The following is a 25799-nucleotide window of genomic DNA, read 5'->3' as shown; positions in this document are numbered from 1 at the left end:
AAACGCTTTTGTTTCAGGCGGTTTTAACCAATCGGGACTAGGCCGAACAGGATGGTGTTCGCCAGGTCGAAGAAAGCCCGTCTCGTGGCGCAGCTGCCCCTGCCGCAGCAGCCGGACGCGCTTGCCTTCGGTCCGGGCGTCTCGGCGATGATGCTCGACATGCTGCCGGTGCCCGCTGCGCTCGTCGAACTGCAGGACGACTGCTTCGTCTTCGATGCGGTCAATCGTTCCTTCCGCCTCGCCGGCCTCGGCACCGTCGCCAGCGAATCGCCGCTGATCCGCCTGCTCGGACCGCGTCTCCGCCGCTTCATCGAATCGAACGAGATGCAGTGCGAGATCAGCTGGCAGTTCGGCGACGAGGTCGATGCCCGGCATTTCCGGGTGATGCTCGCCAAGCGTGCCGATCGCCGCGCCTTTCCGCGCTGCATGGTCACTCTGGTCGATCACACCTCCGAGCTGCGTACCGAATACAGCCTGCGCCGCGAGATGGCGACGGACAGCCTCACCGGCCTGCCCAACCGCGCCGGCTTCTCCGATGCCCTCGAGCATGCGATCTCGCCCGAGAATGTCGGCGATTTCGCGGTGCTGGTGGTCAATCTCGACCGGTTCAGCCGCGTCAATGCCTGCATGGGCGGCCTTGCCGGCGACGAGCTGCTGATCACTGTGGCGCGCCGCGTGAAGGGTGCGCTGCGCAGCCGCGACACGCTGGCCCGGATGGGCGGCGACGAGTTCGGCGTGCTGCTCACTCTCGACGAGGGGCCGGGCGACGCGCTCCATGTCGCCAAGCGCATCCAGGCGGCGCTGGCCAATCCGTTCCGCCTCTCGGACTTCGAGATCCGCGTCGATTGCTCGATCGGCATCGCCCTGGGCGGCGACAATGACGGCGATCCCGAGGATCTGGTCCGCAACGCCCAGTTCGCGGTCAAGCGCGCCAAGAAGAGCGGCCGCACCGAGATCTACCAGGCGCATACCTTCGACATCGCCCGCGAGCAGTTCGGCATCGAGACCGAGCTGCGCCGGGCGATCGAGCATGGCCAGATGACGCTCTGCTACCAGCCGATCTGCGACCTTGCGACTGGCCGCATCGTCTCGTTCGAGGCGCTCGCCCGCTGGACCAACGAGGAGGGCGTGGCGCTTTCGCCCAACGACTTCATCCCCGTTGCCGAGGAATCGGGCCTGATCATCCCGCTCGGCCGCTGGGCGATGGAGGAAGCGGCGCAGACCATCGCGGCCTGGGACCGCGCGGCGGGCGGCGACGCCGGCGTCAAGGTCGCGGTCAACCTCTCGGCGATCCAGCTGCAGCGCGATCACATCCCCGCCATGGTCAAGGGCGCGCTCGACCGGCACGGCGTGGCCGGCAACCGCCTGACCCTCGAGCTCACCGAGAGCGCGATCGTCACCGATCCGGATCGCATCGCCCAGACGATGAATGCGCTCAAGGACCTGGGCACCACGCTGGCGATGGACGATTTCGGCACGGGCTATTCGAACCTCGCCTATCTCCAGAAGCTGCCGATCGACCTGCTCAAGATCGACCGCAGCTTCGTCTCCGGCATGCTGGCCGACCGCGACAAGGTCGCGATCGTCCGCGCCATCCTCAGCCTCGCCCAGGCGCTCGGCATGCAGACCACCGCCGAGGGCATCGAGACCAACGAGCTTGCTCAGACGCTGGCGGCGCTGGGCTGCACCTATGGCCAGGGCTTCCTCTATTCGCGCGCCCTGGAGCGCGAGGACGCCTACGCGCTGCTCGCCGAGCGCAACGCCTGAGCCACTGCCTCGTCGGCCAGTGCCGACACGCGGGCCTCGTCCGGAAACCCCTCGGCGATCCAGGCTTGCTCGACCTGCTTCATTAGCCGCGCGACATCGGGCCCGGCCTTGATGCCGCGCGCCACGATCGCGCCGCCGGTGAGCGGGAAGCGAGGCGGCTGCCACCCATCCAGCACCGCCACCTCCGAAAGCGGGCTGCCGAAGAGCAGCAACCGGTCGCGTGCGGCTTCCACGCCTGCATGCCATGCCATCGCGATGAAATTGCCCTCGGGCGGCAGGGCAGCGGCACCGAGGCGCTTGCGCTGGGCCTTCGAGAGCTTGAGGCGTGCGGCGATCAGCTCGGCAAGCGCGGGGTCGGCCGGGATCAGCGCGGCGAGCCGGCGGATTGCATCGGGAGCGACACCGGCCGCGTCCTCGCGTGCCGCGAGATCGGCGAAGCGGTCCGCCGACACGATCTCCGGCAGCACTGGCGCGAAGATGCCGCGCTCGATCATCAGCGCGACGACGCGCACCGCGTCCTTCGCCACCAGCAGCTTGAGCAGCTCGTCCGCGATCCGCTCGCGGCTGAGCGCCATCAGGTCCCTGGCGCGGGCGGTGCAGGCCTCGAGCCCGGCCGGATCGGCGACGTCCCCGAAGCGGGCGAGGAAGCGGAAGAAGCGCAGGATGCGGAGGTGATCCTCGGCGATGCGCTGGAGCGGATCGCCGATGAAGCGGACATGGCGCACCGCGAGATCGGCCAGGCCGCCGAAATAGTCGAAGATCTCGCCGGTCGCGGGATCGGCATAGAGCGCGTTGATCGTGAAATCGCGCCGCGCCGCGTCCTCGCGCCAGTCATCGGTGAAGGCGACGGTGGCACGGCGGCCGTCGGTGGAGACGTCGCGGCGCAAGGTGGTCACCTCGACCGGGCCGCTCTCCAGCACCGCGGTGATCGTGCCGTGCTCGATCCCCGTCGGCACCGCACGGATGCCGGCGCCCTTGAGCAATTCCATCACCCGCTGGGGCGAGAGCGGTGTCGCGACATCGAGATCGGAGACCGGCAGGTCGAGCAGGGTATCGCGCACCGATCCGCCGACGAAGCGCGCATCGCCGAGCACCTCGACCAGATGCGCGAGCCCCGCGCGGTGCCGCCATTCGGCGTCGGGCAGGATCATGCCGCCCATCGCAGCCGCCTCGACAGATTGACCAGCATCGCCGCCGTTGCTCCCCAGATCCGGCGATCCTGCCAGAGTATCTCGTAATAGCGCCGCTCGCGGCCCTGATATTCCGCCACCTGCTCGCGCTGGTTCGCGGTGTCGAGCAGGAAATCGAGCGGCACCTCGAACACGCTGGCGACTTCCGCTTCCGAAGGCGTGAGCATCAGGTCGGGCGGCACCACGCCGATCACTGGGGTGACGACATAGTTGGTGACGGTGCGGTAGCTGTCGGTCATGCCCACCACCTCGACCGAGGCGGGGGGCAGGGCGATCTCCTCCTCGGCCTCGCGCAGCGCCGCGCCGATCGGGCCATCGTCGCCCGGGTCGATCCGGCCGCCGGGAAAGGCGACCTGGCCGGCATGGCGGCGCAGCGTCTCGGTGCGCTGGGTGAGGATCACGCCCGGCGCGGCGCGGTCGGTGACGGCGATCAGCACCGCGGCGGGATTGCCCTGGATCGCGGGATCGAAGTCATAATGGTCGCCCGGCAGCAGCAACGGCGAATGATCCGCGGCCAGCGCCAGGCGCAGTCGATCGGCGAGGCTCATGCGCCTGGCTCCAGCGCGAAGAAGCTGCCGTTGCTCCACACGCCCGGCGGCGTGCTGCCATTGGCCAGCGCGATCTCGGCCAGCTCGTAATAGACGCTGCGCGCGACCAGCGCCTCCAGCCCGCGGCGGACATGGAGATAGGGGCGGGGACCATCCCCGCGCTCCTCGAAGCGCAGGCCATGCTCGGGCCCGGCGGGGACGAGATCGCCGGTGTTGAGCCGGAAGGCGAGCCGCATCGCCGCGCCTTCGCCCTCGCGCTTCATCTCAACCGCGGTGAAGGGGGCATCCTCGACATCGATGTCGAGCTTCTCGACCGGGGTGACCAGCACGAAGCGGCCGTCGGGCTCGCGGCGCAGGATCGTCGAGAACAGGCGGACCATTGGAAGGCGCCCGATCGGCGAGCCCTGGTGGAACCAGGTGCCGTCGCGCGCGATGCGCATGTCGCTATGCCCGCAATGCGTCGGGTTCCAGCTCTCGACCGGCGGCAGGCGATTCTCCTCGGCCAGGCGGGCGATCTCGGCGAGCGAGAGGCTGGCGAAGTCGGGCGGGGGCGGGGAGGGCATCGATTCGCCTCAGTTCAGGGGCCGTTTGGGGCGCGGAAGTTCACTAAGTTCACGACATCCACGCGCGAGGCTTCCGGCGCCAGGATGCTTCTGCAAACGAAGGGTGTGGAAGAAAGGCTTCGAATGGTCGGCCATGCCGAGGACCCAAGCAGACAAAATCCTACATTGGAAGGGGCGACCGTTACTGGAACCCAACCCGTCACCCCGGCCTTGTGCGGGGGTCCACTATGCCGCCCGTACCGCGCTCGAGCCTCTTGTCCGTATCTTGCCTCCCGGTGGACCCCGGCACAAGGCCGGGGTGACGGAATGGAGATGCGCGCCTAACGATCACGCCGCCCGTCGAAGACGCGCCCCGACCTGGCCCGGGCCGGCCGGCACCCCGGTGCCGCGGGCGAGCAGGCGGCGAGCCTCGAATGGGCCGGGCAGGCGCCAGCCGCCGGTCTTCTCGGCGGTGAAATCGAAGAAGCGGCCATAATATTCGGGGTCGCCGACCAGCATCAGCGCGTCGGCGCCGGGGACCGAAACGGCCTCCGCGGCTTCGAGCATACGCTCCATCAGCATGCGGCCGATGCCGCCCTGCTGGCGATCGGGCTGCACCGCGACGGGGCCGACCATCACCATCGGCACGCTGCCGCCGCCATCGCATTCGAGTGCGACCGGCCAGCACTGAATCGAGCCGAGCAGGCTGCCGTCATCGGCCACCGCGGCGAAGCTCAGCTCGGGGATCTCGGAAGTGCCAAGGCGCACCTTGTACGCAGTGCGCGCGCGTCGGCCCGGACCAAAAGCACGGTCGAGCAGCGTCTCGACGGCCTGAGGATCCACGGTCTCCAGCGGCAGCAATGCGATCACTTCATACATTCCTTTCACAACGCCCGACCTGCGGATCGGGGCCGCGCGAAATAGCGCCCATCGCCGCTTTCGCAATACTGAATATATGTCGGGGCGGGCCGGGAACGAGGGGCGGGCTTTCCAGCAGGCGTGCATCTGCTATTGGGCGCGGCCTGTTTCCCCTGAAAGGCATTGGCGACTTGCCCGATTCCCTGAAGCTCCAGGTCCATGACCTGGAAGTCGAAGTCCTCACCGGCGTCTATTCGGAAGAGACGCATCTTCCGCAGCCGCTGCGCATCTCGGTGACGGTGGACATCGACATGCCCGAGCGGTTCGAGCCGGACACGCCGCTCAAGGCCTCGAAGAACTATATGGACGTCAAGCACGCCGCGACAGACGGCCTGCCCAAGGACGTCCACTTCACGCTGGTGGAGGCGGTGGCCGAGCATATCTGCGACACGCTGTTCGTCGGCGATGCGCGGGTGCAGCGCGTCGAGGTGCGAATCGTCAAGCTGGCGATCGCCGAGCAGGGCGAATCGATCGGCATCACGCTGGTGCGCGAGCGCCGCTAGGCGTCATCCCGGCGAAAGCCGGGACCTCAGGCCGCGAGCGCACGCCTGCCGCATGAGACCCCGGCTTTCGCCGGGGTGACGGTCATATCAGGCACAAGGCCCCAGCGAGCGGAGGACGAAGGCATAGTCTTCCTTCGCCTTGGTCGCATTCGCGGCGTCGTCCGATTCGACGCTTTCGGCCGGCAGGCTGCGCGGCAGGCCGCAGGCGAGGCGGTACCAGAGGAAGGTATTCGCGCGCGGCGCCCCGGCCGATTCGTCGACGATGTCCCCCAATGAGACACTCCAGCGCGTCGTCTCGCCCGGGCGGCGGAGGATCTGGAGCGACACCGGCGCGCCGCCGGCGGTCTGCAGGAAGACCTGGGTCTCGCCTTCGCCGGGCAGCGAGCCGGGGACGTGGAAGGCGTTGCCGACGCCGGTGATCGCGGGCGGGGCATCGGCCGCCAGCGCGTCCCTGGTGATCGCGCGGACCTGGGCGTCGAGCTCGGGCAGCCAGTTCATCTGGCTCTGCAATCCGGTGAGCTGCACGGTGCCCGGACGGCTGGGCACGGGGCGGGCGAACAGCAGCACGCGCTGCTTGGCGAGCTTGGGTGCCTTGCCCTTGGCGTTGAGGGGCACATCGGCGGTGTAGGTGATGCGCGAGGCCATGGCCTGGGTGCCGCGAATCAGGGCGGATACGTCGGCCTCGATCAGGAATCGGGTCATACCAGTGGCCAGACCAGGCGATTCTTCCGCCTTCAGCCGTTCGGCCTTGCGGATGCGCGCATCGATGATCAGCGGTGCCGTCGTCACCTGCTTCGCCAGGGTGGCGTAGCTCGGTAAGACAGGGGCTGGTTGCGCCTGTGTTTGCTGGGGTTTAGCGGATGCACCTAAGGGTGCAGCGAGCGCAATTGCGCAAGAAAATATGGCGGGGAAGCTACGGTTCATGCCGATCGGGTTACCGGAATCCGTTACGGCTATACAGAAATAATTCCGTCATGCGGCGATTGTAGGGCGCGTTTGTCCGACAAAGGGTTTGCGTCCACCCGGTGCGCGCGATAGAGACTCGCCCGCTGCCGAATGGGACGCATATAGCGCACGGCGGGCAGACTTGTGCACACGGGGTCGCAAATCCGCAGCACAGGGCTGTATGTCAGGGATTAGAGGAGTGACGTTGCCGGATGTCTTACGCTGACCGCAATACAAGTGGCAGCCGCGTCGTCGCGATCGTTCTGGTTGCGATAATCGTGGCTGGCATGGGATATGCCTTCGTCACGGGCCTTGCATATCAATATATCAAGAAGCAGGCGGAAAAGCTGAACACGTTCGACGTGCAAGAGCCGCCGCCTCCGCCCGAGGAAGTGCCGCCGCCGCCGCCGCCGCCGGATACTCCGGTGCCGCCGCCGCCGACTCAGATCGCAGTGCCGCCGGCAGTGGTCCAGGTGCCGACTCCGTCGCCGCCCATCCAGACCACGCCGCGGATCGATATACCGCAGCCGCCGACGACTCCGCCGGCTCCGCCTGCGCAGCCGGCTCCTCCGCCGCAGCCGCCCGCGCCGCCGCGGATTGCAAAGAAGCTCACGCCGCGCGGTTCGCCGCAGAGCTGGGTGACGGACGACGACTATCCTGCCTCCGCGCTGCGCGCCGAGCAGGCTGGCACCGTCCGCTTCCGTCTCGACGTCGATGCGTCGGGCAAGGTGACCGCATGCACCGTCACGGGTTCGAGCGGCGTGTCCGTCCTCGACAGCACGGCTTGCAACCTCCTCAAGCGCCGCGCCCGGTTCAATCCGGCCGAGGACGAGGGCGGGAACAAGATCCCTGCGCCCTATAACGGCAGCTTCACCTGGAAGATTCCGAGCTAGGCTGTGTGTTTCGCCGGCGCGCTCTAGCGAGGGCGCGCCGGATCTGTGGATAAAAAGCGCTATTTAGTTAGAGGAAAGAACCGACAATGCTCACGACCATTCTCGCCGCCGCTGGGGCGCCCAAGGAAAATCCGTACGGCCTGATTCCGGCGCTCCGTGAGGGCGGCCTGATCTCGCAGACGGTGTTCGGCATCCTGGTGCTGATGCTGTTCTTCTCGCTCTACATCCTGTTCACCAAGCTGTTCGAGCAGCAGAAGATCCTCAACCAGGCGAAGCGCGTCCGCGCCGGCTTCTGGAACGCCAACAGCCTGCGCGAAGGCGCTGCGAAGCTCGAGAAGAACTCGGCCTATCGCCAGCTGGTCGACGACGGCCTGGCCGCCCAGGAGCAGCACTCGAAGCTGACCGATCCGGTCGAAGCCCATGACTGGCTGCACGGCTCGCTCGCTCGCTCGGAAGACCTGATCAACTCGCAGCTGAAGAGCGGCCTGTCGTTCCTCGCGACCGTCGGCTCGACCGCTCCGTTCATCGGTCTGTTCGGTACCGTTATCGGCATCATCCGCGCGCTCGTGAAGATCGGTGCGGCTGGCCAGGCGTCGATCGACGCGGTCGCCGGTCCGGTCGGTGAAGCGCTGATCATGACCGCCGTCGGTCTCGCCGTCGCCGTTCCGGCCGTGCTCGCCTTCAACTGGCTGCAGGCCCGCAACAAGAAGATCAACGAGAGCCTGAACGCGTTCTCGAACGATCTGCTCGGCTACCTCGCTTCGGACGGCCGCGTGCGCCCGACCGTCGCCAAGGCTGCTCCGGCCAAGGCCGCTCCGGCCGCGACCACCAGCACCGCGCCGCGCGCCTAAGCGATCTGGAATGCATGGGCCGCGCTCCCTGGGGATGCGCGGCCTGTCTCCGGCCCCGAGCCGGAGTTGGAATAGAAGGATAGGATAGCGCGCAATGGCGATGAGCGTAGGCGGGGGCGGTGAAGACGCCCCCATGTCGGACATCAATACCACGCCGCTCGTCGACGTGATGCTGGTGCTCCTCATCATCTTCCTGATCACGGTTCCGGTCGTGATCCAGACGGTGAAGCTGGAGCTGCCGAAGGTCCAGTTCGAGCCGACGACCACCAAGCCCGAGAACGTCTCGCTCTCGGTCACCGCCAATGGCGGCAAGTGCGAAGTCTTCTGGGGCATGACCCCGGTGACGAGCCAGGAACTGGTCGATCGTGGCGTGAAGAAGCTGAAGCAGGAGATCGACAAGCAGGGTGGCATGAACGCCGCCGGCCTCGAGCTCCCCGAAGTGCACATCCGTGGCGACGTCAACACGCCGTACCGCTGCATTGGCGGCACCATCTTCGCGATGCAGATGGCCGGCTTCGTCAAGGTTGGCTTCATCTCCGAACCGCCTGCCGGCTCGGCCACGGTTCGTCTCTGACGGCCCTGCTCAAAGGAGTTTAGACTATGGGTATGAGCGTGGGCGGCGGTGGTGATGACGGCCCGATGATGGAAATCAACACGACGCCGTTGATCGACGTCATGTTGGTGCTCCTGATCATGATCATCATGACCATTCCGATTCAGACGCACGCGGTGAAGGTCGACCTTCCGCAGTCGACCAACAACAACGCGCCGATCGTCGAGCCGGAGAAGAACAAGGTCTATATCGATGCGCAGGGCCAGGTTTTCTGGAACAGCGCGCCGATCGACGACGTGACGCTTCGCCAGTATCTCGACCAGACGCTGCAGATGTCGCCGGAGCCGGAGCTGCACTTCCAGCCCGATCCGCAGGCACGCTACGAAGTCGTCGACCGCATTCTCGCGATCATCAAGCGCGCGAATGTGAACAAGCTCGGCTTCGTCGGCAACGAGCAGTATCGCAACGATTTCTGATCCGCCGCCCCTTAGGGCCGGCATTCGGAAGCAAAGCAAGGCGGTCCTTCGGGGCCGCCTTTCTTTTTGCCCGTATGACTACGGAGGCGTATCAAGCCGCTTGTGCGGATGACACATAAGTGTAACACTATTGTCTTCAAAGAGTCATGGAAGAGTCTCCGTGACGTAACAGAAGGAGTAGGAGTTATGCGCATCGCGCTCATTGTCCTTGCCGCCGCCCCGTTCGCGCTTGCTGCGCTTCCCGCGCAGGCCCAGGGCCAGAACGGGGACCCCGTAGCCAGTACCGCCATTCAGAATGGCCAGTTTTCCCAGGCGGAGCGCCAGCTCACCGCCCAGCTGCGCCAGAATCCGGGCGCGCCCGAGCTTCTGCTCAATCTCGCCGCGATCTATGCCGAGACCGGCCGCGCCGCCGAAGCGCGCGACCTGTATCGCCAGGTGCTCTCGCAGCGGAATTTCGAGATGGACCTTCCGGGGGATCGGCAGTCGACTTCGTACGCCGTCGCCAACAAGGGTCTTCAGCGCGTCAACGCGCTCCAGTTGACCTCGCGCTGAGCGCGCCAACGCCGGCGGCCGCGCCACCCTCTCGCGCGGCCGGCGGCGATACCGGCGCCGGATGATCCCGGCGCCTTTCCCATTTGGAACAGAGGCTTAGAGCCGCGGCAGGGTTACGCCGCGCTGCCCCATATATTTGCCTGCGCGATCGGCATAGCTGGTCTCGCAGGGCTGGTCGCCCTTGAGGAACAGGAACTGGCACGCGCCCTCGTTCGCATAGATCTTGGCGGGCAGCGGCGTGGTGTTGGAGAATTCCAGCGTGACATGCCCCTCCCATTCTGGCTCGAGCGGCGTCACGTTCACGATGATCCCGCAGCGCGCATAGGTCGATTTGCCGAGGCAGATGACGAGCGTGTCGCGCGGAATGCGGAAATATTCGACCGTGCGGGCCAGCGCGAAGCTGTTGGGCGGGATGATGCAGACATCTGTCTTGCGGTCGACGAAGCTGTTCGCGGCGAAATCCTTGGGATCGACCACCGCCGAATCGACATTGGTGAAGATCTTGAACTCGTCGGCGACGCGCGCGTCATAGCCGTAGGACGACAGGCCGTAGCTGATGCAGTTCTCGCGGCGCTGCGCCTCGACAAAGGGCTCGATCATGCCCGTCGAGAGGGCCTGTTCGCGAATCCAGCGGTCTGAAAGGATCATGGCCCCGTTTTGCCGGAAGCGCGCGGCGGGGCAAGTGGCTTGTCGGATTGCCCGCATCTGCGCATAACGCAGACAAATAGACACGGGAGAGAGTATGCGCGGGTTGGTGACGGCTGCACTGGCGGGGATGATGGTCTCGGTGCCGGCACTGGCCTGCGAAGGTGCGGTGAGGGTCTGCGCAAGGGCCGACAGGGCGAGCTTCGCGCTGATCCGCGCCGGCAAGCCCGCGACCGTGCTGGTCGATCCCGGCGCCGACCCGGCGGTGCGCCATGCCGCGGAGGGGTTTGCCGGCGATCTCCAGCGCGTGAGCGGCGCCAGGGCGACACGCGCCGCGGCGCTGGCCGGGGCCAAGGGCCCGGTGGTGATGATCGGCGTACTCGGCCAGAGCCCGATGATCGATGCCCTGGTGCGCGCCGGCAAGATCAAGGCGCAGGACATTGCCGGCGAATGGGAGGCTTTCCGCCAGATCATAGTCGACAACCCCGCGCCGGGCGTCGACCGGGCGCTGGTGATTATCGGCTCGGACCGGCGCGGCGCGGTCTATGGCGCGTACGACATCTCGGAGAAGATCGGCGTGTCGCCCTGGCACTGGTTCGCCGATGTGCCCATTGCGAAGCGCGCGAACGTCTACATCACCGCCGGATCACGGCGCGACCAGCCCAGGGTGCGCTATCGCGGTTTCTTCATCAACGACGAGGCACCGGCCTTTTCCACTTGGGCACAGAAGAAGTTTGGCGGCGCAAATGCAAAGGCTTACGCGCATATCTTCGAGCTCGAGCTGAGGCTCAAGGGCAATTATCTCTGGCCGGCGATGTGGGCGCCGCGCGCCTTCAACGACGACGATCCGCAGAACAAGATCCTCGCCGACGAAATGGGCATCGTCATGGGCACTTCCCATCACGAGCCGATGACGCGGGCGCAGGACGAGTGGCACCGGAACACCGCCAGCGGGGTGACCGGCGGCAAATGGGACTACACGACCAACGCCGCCAACCTGCGGGCCTTCTGGCGCGGAGGGATCGAGCGGATGATGTCGAAGGGCGACGGCAAGGGCTATGAGAGCCTGGTGACCGTCGGCATGCGCGGCGATGGTGACGAGCCGATGGCCGAGGGCACCGCGACCAGGCTGCTGGAGGGCATCGTCGCCGACCAGCGCAGGATCATCGCCGACGTGACCGGCAAGCCGGCGGATCAAACGCCGCAGGTCTGGGCGCTCTACAAGGAAGTGCAGGATTATTACGACCACGGCATGCAGGTGCCCGACGACGTGACTCTGTTGTTCGCCGACGACAATTGGGGCCAGATCCGTCGCCTGCCCGATCCCGGCGCGAGCTCGCGCAAGGGCGGCTACGGCGTCTATTATCACTTCGATTATGTCGGCGGGCCGCGCAACTACAAGTGGCTGAACACCAACCAGATCGAGAAGAGCTGGCAGCAGATGGACCTGGCCTGGCAGCGCGGCGCCAGGGCGCTGTGGATCGTCAATGTCGGCGACCTCAAGCCGATGGAGTACCCGCTGAGCTTCTTCCTGAAGCAGGCCTGGAACCCCGAGGCGATGACGCCCGAGGCGCTGGCGCGTTTCCCGGCGGAGTGGGCCGGCGCGCAGTTCGGGGCGGCCAAGGGCAGGGAGATCGGCACGCTGCTCACCCGCTATGCCCAGCTCGCCGCGCGGCGGAAGCCCGAGCTGATCGACGCCGGGAGCTTTGCGCTGGGCCGCGGAACGGGGCCGATCGCGGCGACGCTTGAGGAAGCCCGGATGGATGCCGCCGTCAACTATCTCGGGCGGCGGATCGGCCCGGTGCTCCACGGCGGTGAATTCGGCGCGATGGTCGACGAGTGGAGCGCGCTGGAAACGGCGATGCTGCAGGCCAGGGCGAAGGTGCCGGCCGAGGGGCAGGATGCCTTCTTCCAACTCGTCGAGCATCCGATCGCGGCGATGGCGAACCTTTATCGGCTCTATTACGCCGTGGCGTGGAACCGGGCGCTTGCCGCGGCCGACGATGCGCGGGCGAACGCCTTTGCCGACCAGGCGGAGAAGCTGTTCGCCCGTGACCAGGCATTGAGCGACCGGTACCACGGCATCGCCGGCGGCAAATGGGACGGCATGATGCTGCAGACCCATATCGGCTACACGAACTGGCAGCAGCCCGAGAAGCAGGTGATGCCCGAAGTGAAGCGCGTCGCCGGCACGCCAAGGCCGATCCGGGAAGCACCGAAGGGCATATTGGGCGTCGGCAAGCCGCTGTTCGAGCTGCTGCGGTCACCGCAGGGCGGCGAAGGCGTGATCGAGGCGCCGGACTATGTTCGTGCGGTGGGCGGCAAGGGACTGAGCTGGAAGGTGATCCCGCATCTCGGGCGAACCCAGGGCGCGGTGCTTGCCCTGCCGCAGGGGCGTCCGGCCACGATGCCCGCGGATGGCGTGCGGCTCGAATATGCGGTGCCGGTCGCCAGGGCCGGGGAGCTGAACGTGCGGCTGATCCTGGTGCCGACGCTGGGAACCGGCGCGGACGGCAAGCTGCGGGTGGCCGTGTCGATCGATGACGGGCCGGTGCAGGTACTGACCGACCTGCTCACCCCGGCGCCCAATGCCGCGGACAGCCAGCCCAAGCGCGACTGGAACAAGGCGGTGGAGGACAACGCCCGGATGCTGGTGGCGCGCTTCCCGGGCGTTTCGGCGGGCAGGCACGTGCTCAAGGTCTGGCGGATCGACGACAATGTCGTGCTGCAGCGGATCGTGGTGGGTACGGGCACGCTGCCCGAGCGCTATCTGGGCGGGCGCTAGCCCTGCACCACGTGCCACAGCTCGCCGCACGGGCCGATCACATAGGCCAGCGTCAGTCCCCAGGGCATCGGCGCCGGCGGCCTGGGCTCGGGCACGCCGAAGCTGCCCGGCAGGTCGAGCGCCTGGATATGCGCCCACCAGGCGTCGAGATCCCGCACGATGAGCTGCATCATGAAGTTGTTGCCCCAGCCTTCGTCATAATGGTCCTGGAGCAGGAAGCTGCCGGAATCGCAGGCAAAGCCCGCCACGCCGCCCGCCTCGAAGGTCAGCTCGAAGCCGAGCGCGAGATAGAAACGCTTGGAGAGTGCGAAATCCTTGCCGCCGGGGACGAAGGGGCGGATCGTGGTGGTGGCGAGGTTGGTCATGTCCACTTGCGGGCCGCTATCAGGCCATGCCGAGGTCGCGCGGGCCGAACGCTGCAGGTAGCAGTTGCGAGAGCGTGTACTCGGCGATCTCGTCGCCGGTGGCACCGCCGCAGAAGACAGGCAGGTCGCGACCGCCGAGCTGGGCGGCTTCGTTGATGATCTGGCGGCAGCGGCCGCACGGGCTTACCGGCGTGGTGTCTTCATGGCCCATCCGGCCGCCGATCACGCCGATCGCGACGACTTCCTTCAGGCGCCCTTCGCTGCTCGTCTTCGCCAGCGCCACCGTCTCGGCGCAGAGCGAGAGGCCGTAGCTGGCATTCTCGAAATTGGCGCCGGTGACGACCGTGCCGTCCGAGAGCAGCACCGCAGCGCCGACCGCGAAATTCGAATAGGGGGCGTAGGCGTTCTTCGAGGCTTCGCGGGCGGCCTCGATCAGTGCCTTGGGGTTCACTTCGCTCATTTTGCCATCACGTCCCAGTTCACGGCCTCGCCGACGCCTTCGATGCGGCGGTGGCGGGTTGCCTGCCATATCGACCATGGCCGCGCGAAATACGAGGGGGGGAAGAAGCCCTGGCGCGCCCAGAGCAGGCGGGGGAAAGCGTCGCTGAGGCGATACTGGTCCTCGAACCGGCTCGAGACCATCAGGATCGCCGGCTTGCCGAGATGCGTCTCGACGTCGTGGAGGAAGCGGCCCAGCTCGCCGATCACCACCTGGCGCTCGGGCCGGGCGGGGCAATCGGGCTGGAAGTCGATCTCCACCGCCGGCGGCAGCTGGTCGTCCGAGCGCGGCACGGTGCTCATGAAATTGCCCGACTGGTCGGCGGCGAGCTGGCAGAGCGAATAGACATGGAGCGCGCCGCGGCGGATGCCGGCCTCGAAGGTCCAGCGCCAGTTCTCGGGGAAGCGCAGGTCGCGGGCCTGGGCGCCGCTGGTGGCGCGGATATAGGCGAAGTCGATGCCGGCCTTCTTGGCGGTCCACCACTCGATCGGGCCCTGCTCCTCGGACACGTCGACGCCCTGCACCGGGAAGTCGCCGGGCGAGGGGCGCCAGCGCGAGGCGAACAGCCAGGCGCTCCAGCCGAGCAGCCCCAAGAGGATCAGCCCCGGCACGACGAAGCGCAGCCGGCGCGCATATACGCGGAGGTGCACCGGCCTATCCCTTGATGTGGAGCACGCAGATCAGCGTGAACAGGCGGCGGGCGGTGTCGAAATCCACGTCGATCTTGCCTTCCAGCCGGTCCTTGAGCAGCGTCGCCGCGTCGTTGTGAATGCCGCGCCGGGCCATGTCGACGGTCTCGATCTGGGCGGGCGTGGCGTTGCGAATCGCGGCATAATAGCTGTCGCAGATCGCGAAGTAATCGCGGATCGGGCGGCGGAATGCGGCCAGACCGAGGACAAGCGTCTCCTGATGGGAATCGTCGGCGCGCTTGATCTCCAGCGCCAGCCGGCCCTCCTGCACCGCCAGATGGAGCTTGTAGGGGCCGGCATAGCCGTCCGCCTGGGGGCGCTGGGGCGCGAAGTGGTTCTCCTCGAGCAGATCGAAGATCGCGATGCGCCGTTCCTGCTCGATGTCCGCCGACCGCCACAGAATCGTGCGCTCGTCGAGCGTGACGTCGATGATGCGCGGATCTGCGGACATATCGGCGTTGCTTTGCGACCTATTACCGTTTTCCACAAGCTGTGCGGTTGCCGGAAACGCCGGGCAGTGCGCATAGGGTGGGGATGGCGCAACCGATCCCCCTTCCGATTCCTGATTCTCCCGAAGGGCTGAGCCTGCCCGCCAATGTCGAGGCCGAGGCGGCGCTGCTCGGCGCGATGATGATCGACAACCGAGTCGCGGAAGACGTGCTGCAGAAGCTGCGCCCCGAGCATTTCTTCGAGCCGCTGCACGGGCGGATCTATGATGCGATCTCGACGCTGGTGGGCGACAACCGCCTGGCCACGCCGGTGACGCTCAAGCCGCTGTTCGCCGCCGACGCCGCGATGAAGGAGCTGGGCGGGCCGGCCTATCTGGCGCAGCTGACCGGCAACCCGGCCAGCCTGATCGGCGCGCGCGCCTTTGCCGACCAGGTCTATGACCTTGCGGTGCTGCGCGCGCTCGTGGGTGTGGGGCGCCACCTGGTCGATAGTGCGCTCGACACCAGCGAGGAGATCAATCCTGCCAAGCAGATCGAGCAGGCCGAGCTAAAGCTCTATGAAGTCGCCGAAAAGGGCGGCGAGGATACCGGCGCCAAGAGCTTCACCCGCGCCGCGACGGTGGCGGTGCGGCATACCGAGCGGGCGATGAACTCGGGCGGCAGCGTGTCGGGCATCACCTCGGGCCTGACCGACTTCAACGCGATGACCGGCGGTCTCAACCGCTCCGACCTTCTGATCCTCGCCGGCCGCCCGGGCATGGGCAAGACCTCGCTCGCCACCAACATGGCGTTCAACGCAGCGAAGCGGTACCTCGACGACATGGAGGCCGGGATTCCGGAGGACAAGTCGATCGGCGCGCCGGTGGCGTTCTTCAGCCTCGAAATGTCGGCCGACCAGCTGGCGCTGCGTATCCTGTCCGAACAGTCCGAGGTCTCGTCGGAGAAGCTGCGTACCGGCAATATCTCCGGGCCGGAGTTCATGAAGTTCGCGCGCGCCGCGGGCGATCTCGAGCGGCTGCCGCTCTATATCGACGACACGCCGGGCCTCACGATCGCGGCGCTGCGCACGCGTGCGCGCCGCCTAAAGCGCCAGTACAAGATCGGCTTCGTGGTGGTCGACTATCTCCAGCTGCTGACCGGCTCGGCCAAGGCTTCGGGCGACGGGCGCGTGCAGGAAATCTCCGAGATCAGCCGCGGTCTCAAGACGCTGGCCAAGGAACTGCACGTGCCGGTGCTGGCGCTGTCTCAGCTGAGCCGCGCGGTGGAAAGCCGCGAGGACAAGCGGCCGCAGCTCTCCGACCTTCGCGAATCGGGCTCGATCGAGCAGGACGCCGACATCGTGCTGTTCGTGTACCGCGACGAATACTACCACGACTTCAAGGCACCCAAGGTGCCCGACGGCAATTCGACGCCCGACGAGATCGCGAAATACCAGGCCTGGCAGGACCATCAGCTGCAGGTGGCGAACAAGGCGAGCGTGATCATTGCGAAGCAGCGTCACGGCGCCACCGGCACGGTGGACCTGCGTTTCGACCGCCAGTTCACCAAGTTCAGCGATCTCGCGCCGGGCGGCTATTAAGCCGTATCGCCAATCCTACATCGTTGGCCAAGGCGACTCGCCAAAGTCCACAAAGTTCACGCCTCCACGCGATTTTCGCGGCGTCTATTTTCCCTGTTTTCCCGGGAACGCCGCGCATCTCGCAACATGATTGCGAGCGCGTGATCCTATTTTTCCAACAAGGTCAAAGAGCGGCCGGGCCAGGGCTCGGCTGCGCGAGGCAAGCAGCCGAAATCCTATTTTGCAAGGCGCGGGCGGGCCGGCTCAGAAGCTCGGCTGGTTGGGGTCGCCGTCCTCGATCGGGGTGTGGATGCCGCATTCGGTCTTGTCCCAGCCGCGCCAGCGGCCCGAGCGTGGGTCTTCGCCCGGCTTGACCACGCTGGTGCAGGGTGCGCAGCCGATCGAGAGATAGCCCTGCGCCTCCAGCGGGTGGCGGGGCAAGTCATGCGCCTCGAAATAGGCCTCGATGTCCTGCTTGGTCCAGGTGGCGAGCGGGTTGAACTTCAACCGGTCGCCGTCGAGTTCGAAGCGGGGCAGGGCGTTGCGGGTGCTCGCCTGGAAGGCCTTGCGGCCGGTGATGCTGGTGTCGAACGGCGCCAGCGCCTTCTCCAGCGGGATGACCTTGCGGATCTCGCAGCAGCCATCGGGGTCATAGGACCAGCGCAGGCCGGTGGCGTCGCGCTTCTCGATCGTCTCGGCATCGGGCGTGACGATCTGGAGGTTGGTGAGGCCGATGAATTCCGCGAGCTGCCGAACATAGACAAGCGTCTCAGGGAAATGCTTGCCGGTATCGAGGAAGATCACCGGGGTGTTGGGATCGGCCTGGGCGACGAGGTGGAGCAGCGCGGCGCTCTCGGCGCCGAAGGAGGAGACCAGCGCGACCTCGCCGAGCATGTGGTTGCCCAGCACCTCGCGCAGCATCTCGGGCGTGTCGGTGCCGCGGAACAGGTTGTTCAGGCGGATCGCATCGGCCGCAGTCCAGCGCGGGGCGACGTCGATGCGATCAATGTCCCGATCCACCTTGCGCGCGGCCTCAGCCATGCCGGCGCTTCCACACGGGCACCGCAGGATCGGCGGCGGCCTGGTAATGGAACTCGTAGCGGGCGAGGCTGGCGGCGAGCACGGCCTCGTCGACCGGCGCTTCCGGCGCGAAGCTGTCGAAGCCGCAGCGGCGCATCAGCGGGATCTGGTCGACCAGGACATCGCCCTGGGCACGCAGCTCGCCGGTATAGCCGGCCTCGCGCAGGATGCGGCCGGTGGAATAGCCGCGTCCGTCGCGGAACTTGGGGAAGCTGACTTCGACCAAAGCGATGCGATCGAGATAGGGCAGGAGGACGCGCGCATCCTCGCCGCTCTCGATGCGGACGGCGGTGGCGTTGGACTGGCCGAGGAAGGAGTCGAGCGTGACCGCGGGCTCCTCATGCGCCTCGTCGTCGCGGTAGCGGAGGAGGTTGGTCATGCAAAATTCCCCGTCATCCCGGCGAAAGCCGGGATCTCAGGCAAGGGAGCGCGGAAAGAGCCGCACGAGATCCCGGCTTTCGCTGGGATGACGAAATGGGGAAGGGCGAACTTGGGGGCGAGGGACTTACCCATAGATCGCCTCCTTGAACGGGGCCATGCCGAGGCGGCGATAGGTGTCGAGGAAGCGTTCGCCGTCCTCGCGCTGGGCGAGATAGACGTCGGTGGCCTTCTCGATCGCGTCGACGATGCCGTCCTCGCTGAAGCCAGGGCCGGTGATCGTGCCGAGCGACACGTCCTCCGCGCCCGAGCCGCCGAGCAGCAGCTGGTAGTTCTCGACGCCCTTACGATCGACCCCGAGGATGCCGATGTGACCGGCATGATGGTGGCCGCAGGCGTTGATGCAGCCGCTGATCTTGAGCTTGAGCTCGCCCAGTTCGCGCTGGCGGCCGATGTCCGAGAAGCGCGTGGCGATCTTCTGGGCGAGCGGGATCGAGCGGGCGTTGGCGAGGCTGCAATAATCGAGGCCCGGGCAGGCGATGATGTCGCTGATCAGGTCGAGATTGGCTTCGGCCAGGCCGGCGTCGCGGAGCTGCTGCCAGATGGTGTAGAGATCGGCCTTGCGGACATGCGGCAGGACGATGTTCTGGGCGTGGGTGACGCGCAGCTCGTCGAAGCTGTAGGTCTTGGCGAGATCGGCCATCAGGTCGATCTGGTCCGCGCTGGCGTCGCCCGGGATGCCGCCGATCGGCTTGAGGCTGATCGTCACCACTGCATAGCCCGGCTGCTTGTGCGCCGAGACATTCTGGTCGAGCCAGACCGCGAAATCGGGATCGCTGCGATCGAGCGCGTCGGGCGCTTCCGCGTCATAGGCGGGCGGGGCGAAATAGGCGGCGATGCGGTCGAACTCGGCCCGGGGCGGATCGATGCCGAGCGCCTTGACGGCCTTGAACTCCTCCTCGACCTCGGCGGCGTATTTCTCCGCGCCGAGCTCGTGGATCAGGATCTTGATCCGCGCCTTGTACATGTTGTCGCGGCGGCCATAGCGATTGTAGACGCGCAGGCAGGCCTCAAGATAGCTGACGAAATCCTCGAAGGGCACATAGTCCTTGATCAGCGGCGCGATCATCGGGGTGCGGCCCATGCCGCCGCCGACATAGACGGCGACGCCGAGCTTGCCGTCGCGCTCGACGATCTGCAGGCCGATATCGTGCAGGCGCATCGCCGCACGGTCTTCCTCGGCGGCGATCACCGCGATCTTGAACTTGCGCGGCAGGTAGCTGAACTCGGGGTGGAAGGTGCTCCACTGGCGCAGCAGCTCGGCCCAGGGGCGCGGATCGGTCAGCTCGTCTGCGGCGGCGCCGGCGAACTGGTCCGACGAGATGTTGCGGATGCAATTGCCGCTGGTCTGGATGGCGTGCATCTCGACCGTGGCCAGCTCGGCGAGGATGTCGGGCGCGTCCTCGAGCTTGATCCAGTTGTACTGGAGGTTCTGGCGGGTGGTGAAATGGCCATAGCCGCGATCGTACTTGCGGGCGATGTGCGCCAGCATGTGCATCTGGCGGCTGTCGAGCGTGCCATAGGGCACGGCGACGCGCAGCATGTATGCGTGGAGCTGGAGATAGAGGCCGTTCATCAGCCGTAGCGGCTTGAACTGGTCCTCGGTGATCTGGCCGGCCAGGCGGCGGTTCACCTGGTCGCGGAACTCCTCGACGCGCGCGGCGACGATGGAATGGTCATATTCGTCGTATTTGTACATCAGCGGAGGACCTGGAGTTTGTTCGCGCAACGACGCGACGACGCGACGAAGAAGAAGGGTTGGTTCACGCGGAGACGCGGAGGCGCGGAGATTCTTTGCGCGCAGAGGCGCGGAGGACGCAGAGAAGAAGGTGCGCGCGAAAGTGCGCTTTTCCCTGTCTTCGGCAAAGATTGAAAGGCTGCTGGCGCAGCCGGGCGAGACACCTCTGCGCCTCTGCGCGAAAACATCGTCGCGTCGTCGCGTCGTTGCGCGAAAATCATATCACCCAGCTCCCCGCATTCGGGTCGGCGGGTTTCAGCGTCAGGTCCGGGCGGACGGTGGGGCCGAGGGCGCGGATGCGGTCCTTGATGTGGGCGGGGCGCGGGCCCTCCGGCGTCGCGGTGGCGTCGATCACATAGGGGCCGTTGACGCGGCGGGCGCCTTCCTCGGCATGGGCGATCGCCTCGCCCTGGTCGCCGACATCGGCGGCGTCCTCGACATGGCGCGACCAGCCGGTGCCGGTCCACCAAGTGACGTCGCCGCTGGCGAGATCGTTTCCGGTCAGGAGCTTCATGCCAGCGCCTCCGCAGCCTTCGCCCAGTTGGCGAGCTTGTCCTCGGCATCGGCGAGCATGACGACCTCGCCGACGATGATGATCGCCGGGCTCTGCACCTTCTCACGGCTCACCATCGGGCCGAGATCGGCGAGCAGGGTGCGCAGCGCGCGGCTACCCTCCAGCGTGCCGCGTTCGAGCACGGCGACGGGCATGTCGGGCGAGACGCCGTCGTTCATCAGCTTCTCGGAAATGTCCGGGCAGGTGGCGACGCCCATGTAGATCACCAGCGTGCGGCCCTTGCCGGCCAGGCCGGACCAGTTCTGCTCGGACAGGTCCTTGCACTGGCCGGCAACGAAGCTGACCGCGCTCGACCAGTCGCGATGGGTGAGCGGCAGGTTGACCTCGGCGGCGGCGCCCAGCGCGGCGGAGATGCCGGGGATGACCTCGACGGGCAGGCCGGCGGCGCGCACGGCTTCGACTTCCTCGCCGCCGCGGCCGAAGATGAACGGGTCGCCCCCCTTGAGGCGCACGACGATCGCGCCGGTCTTCACATGCGCGACGATGAGGGCGTTGATCGCTTCCTGCGGCACGGTGTGCTTCGAGCGGCTCTTGGCGACCGAGATGCGGTGGGCCTGGGGCGCGAGATCGAGGACGCGCGGATCGACGAGGCCGTCATGGACGAGCACATCGGCCTGCTTGAGCGCCTCGACGGCGCGCACGGTGAGCAGGCCGGGGTCGCCGGGGCCCGCACCAACGAGAATCACGCGCCCGCGCGCGGTGGGATCGAGAAGGGTCGCCATGGAGGGCAAATGGGCCGCGCCGGCGCGGGGGGCAACGGACGGTTGCTTGGGGTGGGGCAAGGGAAACAATCCTTACCGGGGCGTGGGGTTTTGAATTGGGGAAGCGATCATCGCGGTTTCCACTCCGTCACCCCGGCCTTGTGCCGGGGTCCACCGGGAGGCGAGCCTTGCGCAAGAGGCTCTTGCGACAGAAAACGAGGCATAGTGGACCCCGGCACAAGGCCGGGGTGACGAGATAAGGCGAGACGTGGGTGTTGGGTCAGTTGCTCGCCAATGCCCTGGCATGCGCCTGTATCACCGCGCGCGTCGACGCGTCGCTGTTGAACACGCCGTACCAGCCCTGGGGTTCGTGGGGCGGGTCGCCGAGCCAGGCGGTGTCGCCGGGGCGGAAGCGGTGGTCGCCATGGACCGGGCGGCCTTCGCCGTTCCAGGCCCAGAAGTTGGAGCCGGCGACGATGCTCGGGTTGGCTTCGACTGCGTCGTAGATCAGCTTGTAATACAGGTCCTTGTAGCGCGTTGCTGACTCCGGGTCATAGCCGCCGCCGTCGCGGGGATAGCCGAATTCCTCGATCACCAGCGGCTTGCCCATGGCGGTGGCGAGGGCGATGTGCTGGGCGATATATTCGCGCACCTTGGCGAAGCTGGCGTCGTTGGTGCCGGCGATGTCCTTGGCATCGACCCAGCCCCAGTTGAGCGGCCAGATATGGGCGGTGAGATAGTCGATATCGGGGAAGGCGTGCGCGGCCTTGTAGACGTCGGCGCGCTCGACCGAACCCTTCAGACCCTCGCTGCCGGTGGAGACAAGATGGCGGGGCGAGAGCGACTTGATCAGCTTCGCGGTCCCCTGGATCCAGCCATTGTACGCGGCGAGGTTCGGCTCGGCGGATTTGGGGCTGCCGCCCGGACGCGGCTCGTTGGCGAGCTGCCAGGCCATGATCACCGGATCGCCGGCATGGCGCTTCACGGTGGCGCGGACATAGTCGTGGAACAGGGCGACTGCCTCGCTGTTCGCATAGAATTGCGCGGTCATGTCGGGGAATTCGGGCCAGGGATGCGCCGGGTCGTTCGCGTCGAGATACTTCCCGCCATTCACCCAGCTGAGATAGGTCATCATCCCGCCCGACCATTCCCAGAAATTGGTGAGGTAGAGCACTGCCTTCATGTCGCGCTTGGCGAGCTCGGACAGGGCATAGGCGAGGCCGTCGACCAGGGCGGGGTTCCAGGCGTTGCCCCTGGTGCGGAAGGCGGGCTTGACCGAGTTCTTGAGCGGCGAATCCTCCGCCGAGGCAGCGATGCGCAGGTTGCGGACGCCGATGCCGGCCAGCGTGTCGAGCTCGCGGCGCAGGCGGTCGCGATTGCCCCAGGGGGCGTCGGCGCCGAGCCAGGCGGCGTACCACATGTTCGTGCCGGCGAAGCGATAGGGGCGGCCGGCCAGCTGCAGGCCGGTGCCCTTGCGGGTGACGAAAGCACCGGGGGTGGCGGTGGCGGGAAGAGGGATGGCGGCGCCGGCTAGTGCGGCGGCGGTCGATCCGAGCACGGACCTGCGGGTGATCATGGTCTTCCTCCCCTGTTAACGGTCACATCATAACCGTCACGGCGCGAGGAGGAAGTGGGGTTGGACGGGGCGCGGCCTTCGCAGGTGAGAGGGGTAAAGGCCGCGCCACCGTCCGCCCGCGTGTATTGCGCCTGCACGCGGGCTGGGGATCAGGTCAGTCGAACAGTTCCTCGAGGAACGACTTGCGGCGCTTGTGCGGATAATGGCCGCCATGGCCGCGATCGTCGTAGCGCGGGCGCTCGTCACGATACTCTCCGCCGCGATATTGCTGCGGCTGGGGTGCCGCCGGCGCGGGGGCCGGGGCGGCGCTGCGCTCGATGATCTTGTCGAGCTCGCCGCGATCGAGCCACACGCCGCGGCAGCTGGGGCAATGGTCGATCTCGATCCCCGAGCGCTCGACCGGCACCAGCACGGTGCCGTCGACGGGGCAGGTGAAGCTGGCCATGATGGTTACTCCCGCTCGCCGGTGAGGTTCAGCAGCAGCTGGAACATGTTGATCAGGTTCAGGTAGAGCGACAGCGCGCCCATGATCGCGAGCTTGTCGGCGGCTTCGCTGCGGCCGTAATAGGCGTATTCGCTCTTCAGGCGCTGCGTGTCCCAGGCGGTGAGGCCGGCGAAGATGCCGATGCCGACCACCGAGAAGATCGTCTGCAGCAGGGTCGAGCCGAGGAAGACGTTGACGATGCTGGCCAGAACCACCGCGATCAGGCCGACGAACAGGAAGGTGCCCATACCGGTCAGGTCGCGCTTGGTGGTGTAGCCGAACAGGCTCAGCGCCAGGAACATCGCGGACGCCGCGAAGAAGGCCATGGCGATGCTCTGGCCGGTGAAGACCAGGAAGATGCTGGCCATCGACACGCCCATCACCGCCGCAAAGGCGAAGAAGGCGGTGCGCGCGCCGGACGTGCTCATCCGGTCGATGCGGAACTGGAAGAAGAAGATGAAGGCGAGCGGGGCGAACATCGCCACCCATTTGAGCGGGGTGCCGAAGATCAGCGCCACCAGCGCGGGCGTGCTCGCCACGGCGAGCGCGACAAGGCCGGTGATCGCCAGACCGATCCCCATGTTGCGATAGATGCCCAGCATGTGCTGGCGCAGCCCTTCGTCAAAGCGCGCGGCTGCGGCGCCGGTGCGGGGAGTCTGGTAGAGAGGGTTCACGTGCGAAAACTCCAATCGAAGCAAGGCATTCGATCGAGCGGCGCCCGGTTCGGTCTCGGTGGGGAAGGGGGACTTCGCAGTCCAAACCTGCACCGAGCGCGCTCGATGCGGCCGACATCACGAGGGCTTGGAAAAGCCCTCGCCAGAGGGGCCCGGTCCGCATTTGGAATGTAAGGGACCGGTCATGGCGCTTCAACGACGCTACTGTAACGAATTGTTGCTGGGGTGCTGGTCTTTCCGACCCCCTGGCAATCGAGGTTCGGCATGTATGCTGCGCTCTGCTGTTCCCCGGCGAAGGCCGGGGCCCAGAGAGGTTTAAAGCCGGTATCGCTTCAGGCGTCCCGGAGGCCGACACCCATCGACGCGCGGGAGGATTCGCTTTCCGAGGAGACCACCGGATAGGCGCAATAGTCCGCGGCGTAATAGGCGCTCGGCCGGTGGTTGCCCGACCAGCCCACGCCGCCGAACGGCGCCGCCGAGGACGCGCCGTTGGTCGGGCGGTTCCAGTTGACGATGCCGGCGCGGATGTTCGCCCAGAACTGGTCGTAGAGCTTGGGATTCTGCGAGACCAGGCTGGCGGACAGGCCGTAGCGCGTGTCGTTCGCCTCTACGATCGCCTCCTCGAAGCTGTTCACCCGGTAGACCTGGAGGATCGGGCCGAACAGCTCGACGTCCACCTTCTCGCTCGCGCCGGTCATGTCGATGATGCCGGGGGTGAGGAAGGGACGGCCTTCGATCGGGCGTTCCATGTGGCGGATCGGGCGGCCGCCCATGGTGAGCAGCGCGAGGAAGCTCTCGGTGAGCATGTCGGCCGAATCATTGTCGATCACCGGGCCCATGAACGGGGCGGGATCGGCATGCGGCTCGCCGATGATCAGCCGGCCGACCAGCTTGTTGAGCTCGGCCATCAGCGGCTCGTAGAGCTTCTCGTCGACGATCAGGCGGCGTGCGGCGGTACAGCGCTGGCCGGCAGTGGTGAAGGCCGACTGCACGACCAGCACGGCGGCCGAATAGAGATCGGGCGTATCCCACACCACGATCGGGTTGTTGCCGCCCATTTCGAGCGCGAGGATCTTCTCCGGCCGGGTGGCGAACTGGCGGTTGAGCGCGATGCCGGTATTGGCCGAGCCGGTGAACAGCAGGCCGTCGATGTCCGGGTGGGCGGCAAGTGCCTTGCCCTCGTCCGGCCCGCCGATCAGCAGGCGGACACAGCCCTCGGGAATGCCGGCGGCATGAAAGCAGTCGACCAGGAAGGCGCCCGAAGCGGGGGTCTTCTCCGATGGCTTGAACACCACCGCATTGCCGGCGAGCAGGGCGGGGACGATGTGGCCATTGGGCAGGTGGACCGGGAAATTATACGGGCCGAGCACCGCCAGCACGCCGTGTGGCTTGTGGCGTAGCGCCAGGCGGGTGTTCATCGGTGCGTCGATGCGGCGCTGGCCGGTGCGCTCCGAGAAGGCGGTGATCGAGATGTCGACCTTGGCGATCACCGTCTCGACTTCGGTGCGCGCTTCCCAGAGCGGCTTGCCGGTCTCGCGGGCGAGCAGATCGGTGAAGGCATCCGCCTTTTGCCGCACGACATTGGCGAAGCGGCGCAGCGCCTCGATCCGATAGGCCAGCGGGTGGGCGGCCCAGGCGGCCCAGCTGGCGCGGGCGAGGGCGACTTCCTTGTCGGCGTCTCCGCTAGTCTGGCGCCAGAGAACCGCGCCGGTGGCGGGTTCGGTCGAGATGATTTCCGTGCCGGGCATCGATGTCGGGGGGAATTGGTCTTTCGGGAAGGTTGCCGTGCTTTGCACGAATTTCGGC

At 66.8% G+C, this 25799-nt stretch carries 28 protein-coding genes; 9 read left to right on the top strand and 19 right to left on the bottom strand.

What is annotated here, in order from left to right:
• Positions 1-150: 150 nt before the first annotated feature.
• Positions 151-1767: a putative bifunctional diguanylate cyclase/phosphodiesterase gene (locus ACEN8G_RS10965; protein ID WP_413418345.1), complete on the top strand. Its 1617-nt coding sequence runs from the start codon at positions 151-153 to the stop codon at positions 1765-1767.
• Here the strand turns inward: ACEN8G_RS10965 and ACEN8G_RS10960 are convergent.
• From ACEN8G_RS10960 to ACEN8G_RS10945, 4 genes are all read right to left on the bottom strand, one after another.
• Positions 1737-2927: a CCA tRNA nucleotidyltransferase gene (locus ACEN8G_RS10960; protein ID WP_413418339.1), complete on the bottom strand. Its 1191-nt coding sequence runs from the start codon at positions 2925-2927 to the stop codon at positions 1737-1739. The two genes, ACEN8G_RS10965 and ACEN8G_RS10960, sit on opposite strands and share 31 nt — an antisense overlap.
• Positions 2915-3505, bottom strand: a complete 591-nt coding sequence (locus tag ACEN8G_RS10955) for a CoA pyrophosphatase (RefSeq protein ID WP_413418341.1) — start codon at positions 3503-3505, stop codon at positions 2915-2917. Before ACEN8G_RS10955 ends, ACEN8G_RS10960 begins: the two co-directional genes overlap by 13 nt.
• Positions 3502-4068: a DUF1285 domain-containing protein gene (locus tag ACEN8G_RS10950; RefSeq protein WP_413740784.1), complete on the bottom strand. Its 567-nt coding sequence runs from the start codon at positions 4066-4068 to the stop codon at positions 3502-3504. Before ACEN8G_RS10950 ends, ACEN8G_RS10955 begins: the two co-directional genes overlap by 4 nt.
• A 327-nt stretch (positions 4069-4395) precedes the next feature.
• A complete protein-coding gene (locus tag ACEN8G_RS10945) occupies positions 4396-4926 on the bottom strand; it encodes a GNAT family N-acetyltransferase (RefSeq protein ID WP_413415326.1) in 531 nt (176 codons plus the stop codon).
• Positions 4927-5096: 170 nt separating this feature from the next.
• Between ACEN8G_RS10945 and ACEN8G_RS10940 the strand changes: the two genes are divergently transcribed.
• The gene (locus ACEN8G_RS10940) at positions 5097-5468 is read left to right on the top strand and encodes a dihydroneopterin aldolase (protein WP_413415327.1); all 372 of its coding nucleotides are present in this window, start codon (positions 5097-5099) and stop codon (positions 5466-5468) included.
• 87 nt (positions 5469-5555) lie between these two features.
• Here ACEN8G_RS10940 and ACEN8G_RS10935 read toward each other — a convergent pair whose 3' ends face one another.
• Positions 5556-6257: a hypothetical protein gene (locus ACEN8G_RS10935; RefSeq protein WP_413415328.1), complete on the bottom strand. Its 702-nt coding sequence runs from the start codon at positions 6255-6257 to the stop codon at positions 5556-5558.
• 368 nt (positions 6258-6625) lie between these two features.
• Here ACEN8G_RS10935 and ACEN8G_RS10930 point away from each other — a divergent pair, with 368 nt between their 5' ends.
• From ACEN8G_RS10930 to ACEN8G_RS10910, 5 genes are all read left to right on the top strand, one after another.
• Positions 6626-7306 (top strand): energy transducer TonB, encoded by a 681-nt coding sequence (locus ACEN8G_RS10930; protein WP_413415329.1) that lies wholly within the window; start codon positions 6626-6628, stop codon positions 7304-7306.
• Positions 7307-7392: 86 nt separating this feature from the next.
• The gene (locus ACEN8G_RS10925; protein ID WP_307119479.1) at positions 7393-8157 is read left to right on the top strand and encodes a MotA/TolQ/ExbB proton channel family protein; all 765 of its coding nucleotides are present in this window, start codon (positions 7393-7395) and stop codon (positions 8155-8157) included.
• Positions 8158-8251: 94 nt separating this feature from the next.
• On the top strand, positions 8252-8731 hold the full coding sequence (locus ACEN8G_RS10920) for an ExbD/TolR family protein (RefSeq protein ID WP_413415330.1): 480 nt from the start codon (positions 8252-8254) through the stop codon (positions 8729-8731).
• Positions 8732-8763: 32 nt separating this feature from the next.
• Positions 8764-9186, top strand: coding sequence for an ExbD/TolR family protein (locus ACEN8G_RS10915; protein ID WP_413415358.1), 423 nt, complete (start codon positions 8764-8766; stop codon positions 9184-9186).
• A 186-nt stretch (positions 9187-9372) separates the two neighbouring features.
• Positions 9373-9738 carry a tetratricopeptide repeat protein gene (locus tag ACEN8G_RS10910; protein ID WP_413415331.1) on the top strand — a complete coding sequence of 122 codons (366 nt, stop codon included), beginning with the start codon at positions 9373-9375 and terminating at the stop codon, positions 9736-9738.
• A gap of 96 nt (positions 9739-9834) precedes the next feature.
• On the opposite strand, the gene dcd is transcribed toward ACEN8G_RS10910, so the two are convergent.
• Entirely contained in the window at positions 9835-10386 is a 552-nt protein-coding gene (gene dcd, locus ACEN8G_RS10905; protein WP_183996397.1) for a dCTP deaminase, read from the bottom strand.
• A gap of 94 nt (positions 10387-10480) precedes the next feature.
• Here dcd and ACEN8G_RS10900 point away from each other — a divergent pair, with 94 nt between their 5' ends.
• Positions 10481-13168 carry a glycosyl hydrolase 115 family protein gene (locus ACEN8G_RS10900; protein ID WP_413417872.1) on the top strand — a complete coding sequence of 896 codons (2688 nt, stop codon included), beginning with the start codon at positions 10481-10483 and terminating at the stop codon, positions 13166-13168.
• Here ACEN8G_RS10900 and ACEN8G_RS10895 read toward each other — a convergent pair.
• The 4 genes from ACEN8G_RS10895 to ACEN8G_RS10880 are packed head-to-tail and all read right to left on the bottom strand — an operon-like array spanning position 13165 to position 15172.
• Entirely contained in the window at positions 13165-13539 is a 375-nt protein-coding gene (locus ACEN8G_RS10895) for a glyoxalase (RefSeq protein WP_413740783.1), read from the bottom strand. The two genes, ACEN8G_RS10900 and ACEN8G_RS10895, sit on opposite strands and share 4 nt — an antisense overlap.
• Positions 13540-13552: 13 nt before the next feature.
• Entirely contained in the window at positions 13553-13993 is a 441-nt protein-coding gene (locus tag ACEN8G_RS10890; protein ID WP_413417868.1) for a cytidine deaminase, read from the bottom strand.
• Entirely contained in the window at positions 13990-14682 is a 693-nt protein-coding gene (locus tag ACEN8G_RS10885; protein ID WP_413417866.1) for a GH25 family lysozyme, read from the bottom strand. Before ACEN8G_RS10885 ends, ACEN8G_RS10890 begins: the two co-directional genes overlap by 4 nt.
• A gap of 4 nt (positions 14683-14686) precedes the next feature.
• On the bottom strand, positions 14687-15172 hold the full coding sequence (locus ACEN8G_RS10880; protein ID WP_413417864.1) for a UPF0262 family protein: 486 nt from the start codon (positions 15170-15172) through the stop codon (positions 14687-14689).
• Between the two features lie 83 nt (positions 15173-15255).
• Here ACEN8G_RS10880 and ACEN8G_RS10875 point away from each other — a divergent pair, with 83 nt between their 5' ends.
• Positions 15256-16749, top strand: coding sequence for a replicative DNA helicase (locus tag ACEN8G_RS10875; protein ID WP_183996387.1), 1494 nt, complete (start codon positions 15256-15258; stop codon positions 16747-16749).
• Positions 16750-16992: 243 nt separating this feature from the next.
• Here the strand turns inward: ACEN8G_RS10875 and ACEN8G_RS10870 are convergent, their stop codons facing one another.
• From ACEN8G_RS10870 to astD, 9 genes are all read right to left on the bottom strand, one after another.
• A complete protein-coding gene (locus ACEN8G_RS10870) occupies positions 16993-17769 on the bottom strand; it encodes a phosphoadenylyl-sulfate reductase (RefSeq protein WP_413417862.1) in 777 nt (258 codons plus the stop codon).
• Positions 17762-18187, bottom strand: coding sequence for a DUF934 domain-containing protein (locus tag ACEN8G_RS10865; RefSeq protein WP_413417860.1), 426 nt, complete (start codon positions 18185-18187; stop codon positions 17762-17764). The genes ACEN8G_RS10870 and ACEN8G_RS10865 overlap by 8 nt, the downstream gene beginning before the upstream one ends.
• A gap of 126 nt (positions 18188-18313) precedes the next feature.
• Complete coding sequence (locus ACEN8G_RS10860) at positions 18314-19945, bottom strand: nitrite/sulfite reductase (protein ID WP_413417858.1); 1632 nt, start codon at positions 19943-19945, stop codon at positions 18314-18316.
• Positions 19946-20201: 256 nt separating this feature from the next.
• The gene (locus tag ACEN8G_RS10855; protein ID WP_413417856.1) at positions 20202-20498 is read right to left on the bottom strand and encodes a DUF2849 domain-containing protein; all 297 of its coding nucleotides are present in this window, start codon (positions 20496-20498) and stop codon (positions 20202-20204) included.
• The gene (gene cobA, locus ACEN8G_RS10850) at positions 20495-21280 is read right to left on the bottom strand and encodes a uroporphyrinogen-III C-methyltransferase (protein ID WP_413740782.1); all 786 of its coding nucleotides are present in this window, start codon (positions 21278-21280) and stop codon (positions 20495-20497) included. The genes ACEN8G_RS10855 and cobA overlap by 4 nt, the downstream gene beginning before the upstream one ends.
• Before the next feature lie 259 nt (positions 21281-21539).
• A complete protein-coding gene (locus tag ACEN8G_RS10845) occupies positions 21540-22835 on the bottom strand; it encodes a glycoside hydrolase 5 family protein (protein ID WP_413417248.1) in 1296 nt (431 codons plus the stop codon).
• A gap of 154 nt (positions 22836-22989) precedes the next feature.
• Positions 22990-23280: a zf-TFIIB domain-containing protein gene (locus tag ACEN8G_RS10840; RefSeq protein ID WP_413417246.1), complete on the bottom strand. Its 291-nt coding sequence runs from the start codon at positions 23278-23280 to the stop codon at positions 22990-22992.
• A 5-nt stretch (positions 23281-23285) separates the two neighbouring features.
• Positions 23286-23993, bottom strand: coding sequence for a Bax inhibitor-1 family protein (locus tag ACEN8G_RS10835; protein ID WP_413417244.1), 708 nt, complete (start codon positions 23991-23993; stop codon positions 23286-23288).
• A 332-nt stretch (positions 23994-24325) separates the two neighbouring features.
• The gene (astD, locus tag ACEN8G_RS10830) at positions 24326-25741 is read right to left on the bottom strand and encodes a succinylglutamate-semialdehyde dehydrogenase (protein ID WP_413417242.1); all 1416 of its coding nucleotides are present in this window, start codon (positions 25739-25741) and stop codon (positions 24326-24328) included.
• Between the last annotated feature and the right edge of the window lie 58 nt (positions 25742-25799).

Source organism: Sphingomonas sp. Sphisp66, from assembly GCF_047324325.1.
Taxonomy (GTDB): domain Bacteria; phylum Pseudomonadota; class Alphaproteobacteria; order Sphingomonadales; family Sphingomonadaceae; genus Sphingomonas.
Note: the sequence above shows the minus strand (reverse complement) of the source record. Positions and strands in the feature narration are given on the sequence as shown.

What these genes read in the sequence shown, in the direction of transcription:
- ACEN8G_RS10915 (WP_413415358.1), top strand. Translation starts at nt 8,764, where the DNA reads ATGAGCGTGGGCGGCGGTGGTGATGACGGCCCGATGATGGAAATCAAC.
- astD (WP_413417242.1), bottom strand. Translation starts at nt 25,741, where the DNA reads ATGCCCGGCACGGAAATCATCTCGACCGAACCCGCCACCGGCGCGGTT.
- ACEN8G_RS10900 (WP_413417872.1), top strand. Translation starts at nt 10,481, where the DNA reads ATGCGCGGGTTGGTGACGGCTGCACTGGCGGGGATGATGGTCTCGGTG.
- ACEN8G_RS10930 (WP_413415329.1), top strand. Translation starts at nt 6,626, where the DNA reads ATGTCTTACGCTGACCGCAATACAAGTGGCAGCCGCGTCGTCGCGATC.
- ACEN8G_RS10875 (WP_183996387.1), top strand. Translation starts at nt 15,256, where the DNA reads ATGGCGCAACCGATCCCCCTTCCGATTCCTGATTCTCCCGAAGGGCTG.
- ACEN8G_RS10845 (WP_413417248.1), bottom strand. Translation starts at nt 22,835, where the DNA reads ATGATCACCCGCAGGTCCGTGCTCGGATCGACCGCCGCCGCACTAGCC.
- cobA (WP_413740782.1), bottom strand. Translation starts at nt 21,280, where the DNA reads ATGGCGACCCTTCTCGATCCCACCGCGCGCGGGCGCGTGATTCTCGTT.
- ACEN8G_RS10965 (WP_413418345.1), top strand. Translation starts at nt 151, where the DNA reads ATGCTCGACATGCTGCCGGTGCCCGCTGCGCTCGTCGAACTGCAGGAC.
- ACEN8G_RS10955 (WP_413418341.1), bottom strand. Translation starts at nt 3,505, where the DNA reads ATGAGCCTCGCCGATCGACTGCGCCTGGCGCTGGCCGCGGATCATTCG.
- dcd (WP_183996397.1), bottom strand. Translation starts at nt 10,386, where the DNA reads ATGATCCTTTCAGACCGCTGGATTCGCGAACAGGCCCTCTCGACGGGC.
- ACEN8G_RS10855 (WP_413417856.1), bottom strand. Translation starts at nt 20,498, where the DNA reads ATGAAGCTCCTGACCGGAAACGATCTCGCCAGCGGCGACGTCACTTGG.
- ACEN8G_RS10945 (WP_413415326.1), bottom strand. Translation starts at nt 4,926, where the DNA reads ATGTATGAAGTGATCGCATTGCTGCCGCTGGAGACCGTGGATCCTCAG.
- ACEN8G_RS10910 (WP_413415331.1), top strand. Translation starts at nt 9,373, where the DNA reads ATGCGCATCGCGCTCATTGTCCTTGCCGCCGCCCCGTTCGCGCTTGCT.
- ACEN8G_RS10925 (WP_307119479.1), top strand. Translation starts at nt 7,393, where the DNA reads ATGCTCACGACCATTCTCGCCGCCGCTGGGGCGCCCAAGGAAAATCCG.
- ACEN8G_RS10950 (WP_413740784.1), bottom strand. Translation starts at nt 4,068, where the DNA reads ATGCCCTCCCCGCCCCCGCCCGACTTCGCCAGCCTCTCGCTCGCCGAG.
- ACEN8G_RS10840 (WP_413417246.1), bottom strand. Translation starts at nt 23,280, where the DNA reads ATGGCCAGCTTCACCTGCCCCGTCGACGGCACCGTGCTGGTGCCGGTC.
- ACEN8G_RS10880 (WP_413417864.1), bottom strand. Translation starts at nt 15,172, where the DNA reads ATGTCCGCAGATCCGCGCATCATCGACGTCACGCTCGACGAGCGCACG.
- ACEN8G_RS10870 (WP_413417862.1), bottom strand. Translation starts at nt 17,769, where the DNA reads ATGGCTGAGGCCGCGCGCAAGGTGGATCGGGACATTGATCGCATCGAC.
- ACEN8G_RS10960 (WP_413418339.1), bottom strand. Translation starts at nt 2,927, where the DNA reads ATGGGCGGCATGATCCTGCCCGACGCCGAATGGCGGCACCGCGCGGGG.
- ACEN8G_RS10890 (WP_413417868.1), bottom strand. Translation starts at nt 13,993, where the DNA reads ATGAGCGAAGTGAACCCCAAGGCACTGATCGAGGCCGCCCGCGAAGCC.
- ACEN8G_RS10860 (WP_413417858.1), bottom strand. Translation starts at nt 19,945, where the DNA reads ATGTACAAATACGACGAATATGACCATTCCATCGTCGCCGCGCGCGTC.
- ACEN8G_RS10920 (WP_413415330.1), top strand. Translation starts at nt 8,252, where the DNA reads ATGGCGATGAGCGTAGGCGGGGGCGGTGAAGACGCCCCCATGTCGGAC.
- ACEN8G_RS10865 (WP_413417860.1), bottom strand. Translation starts at nt 18,187, where the DNA reads ATGACCAACCTCCTCCGCTACCGCGACGACGAGGCGCATGAGGAGCCC.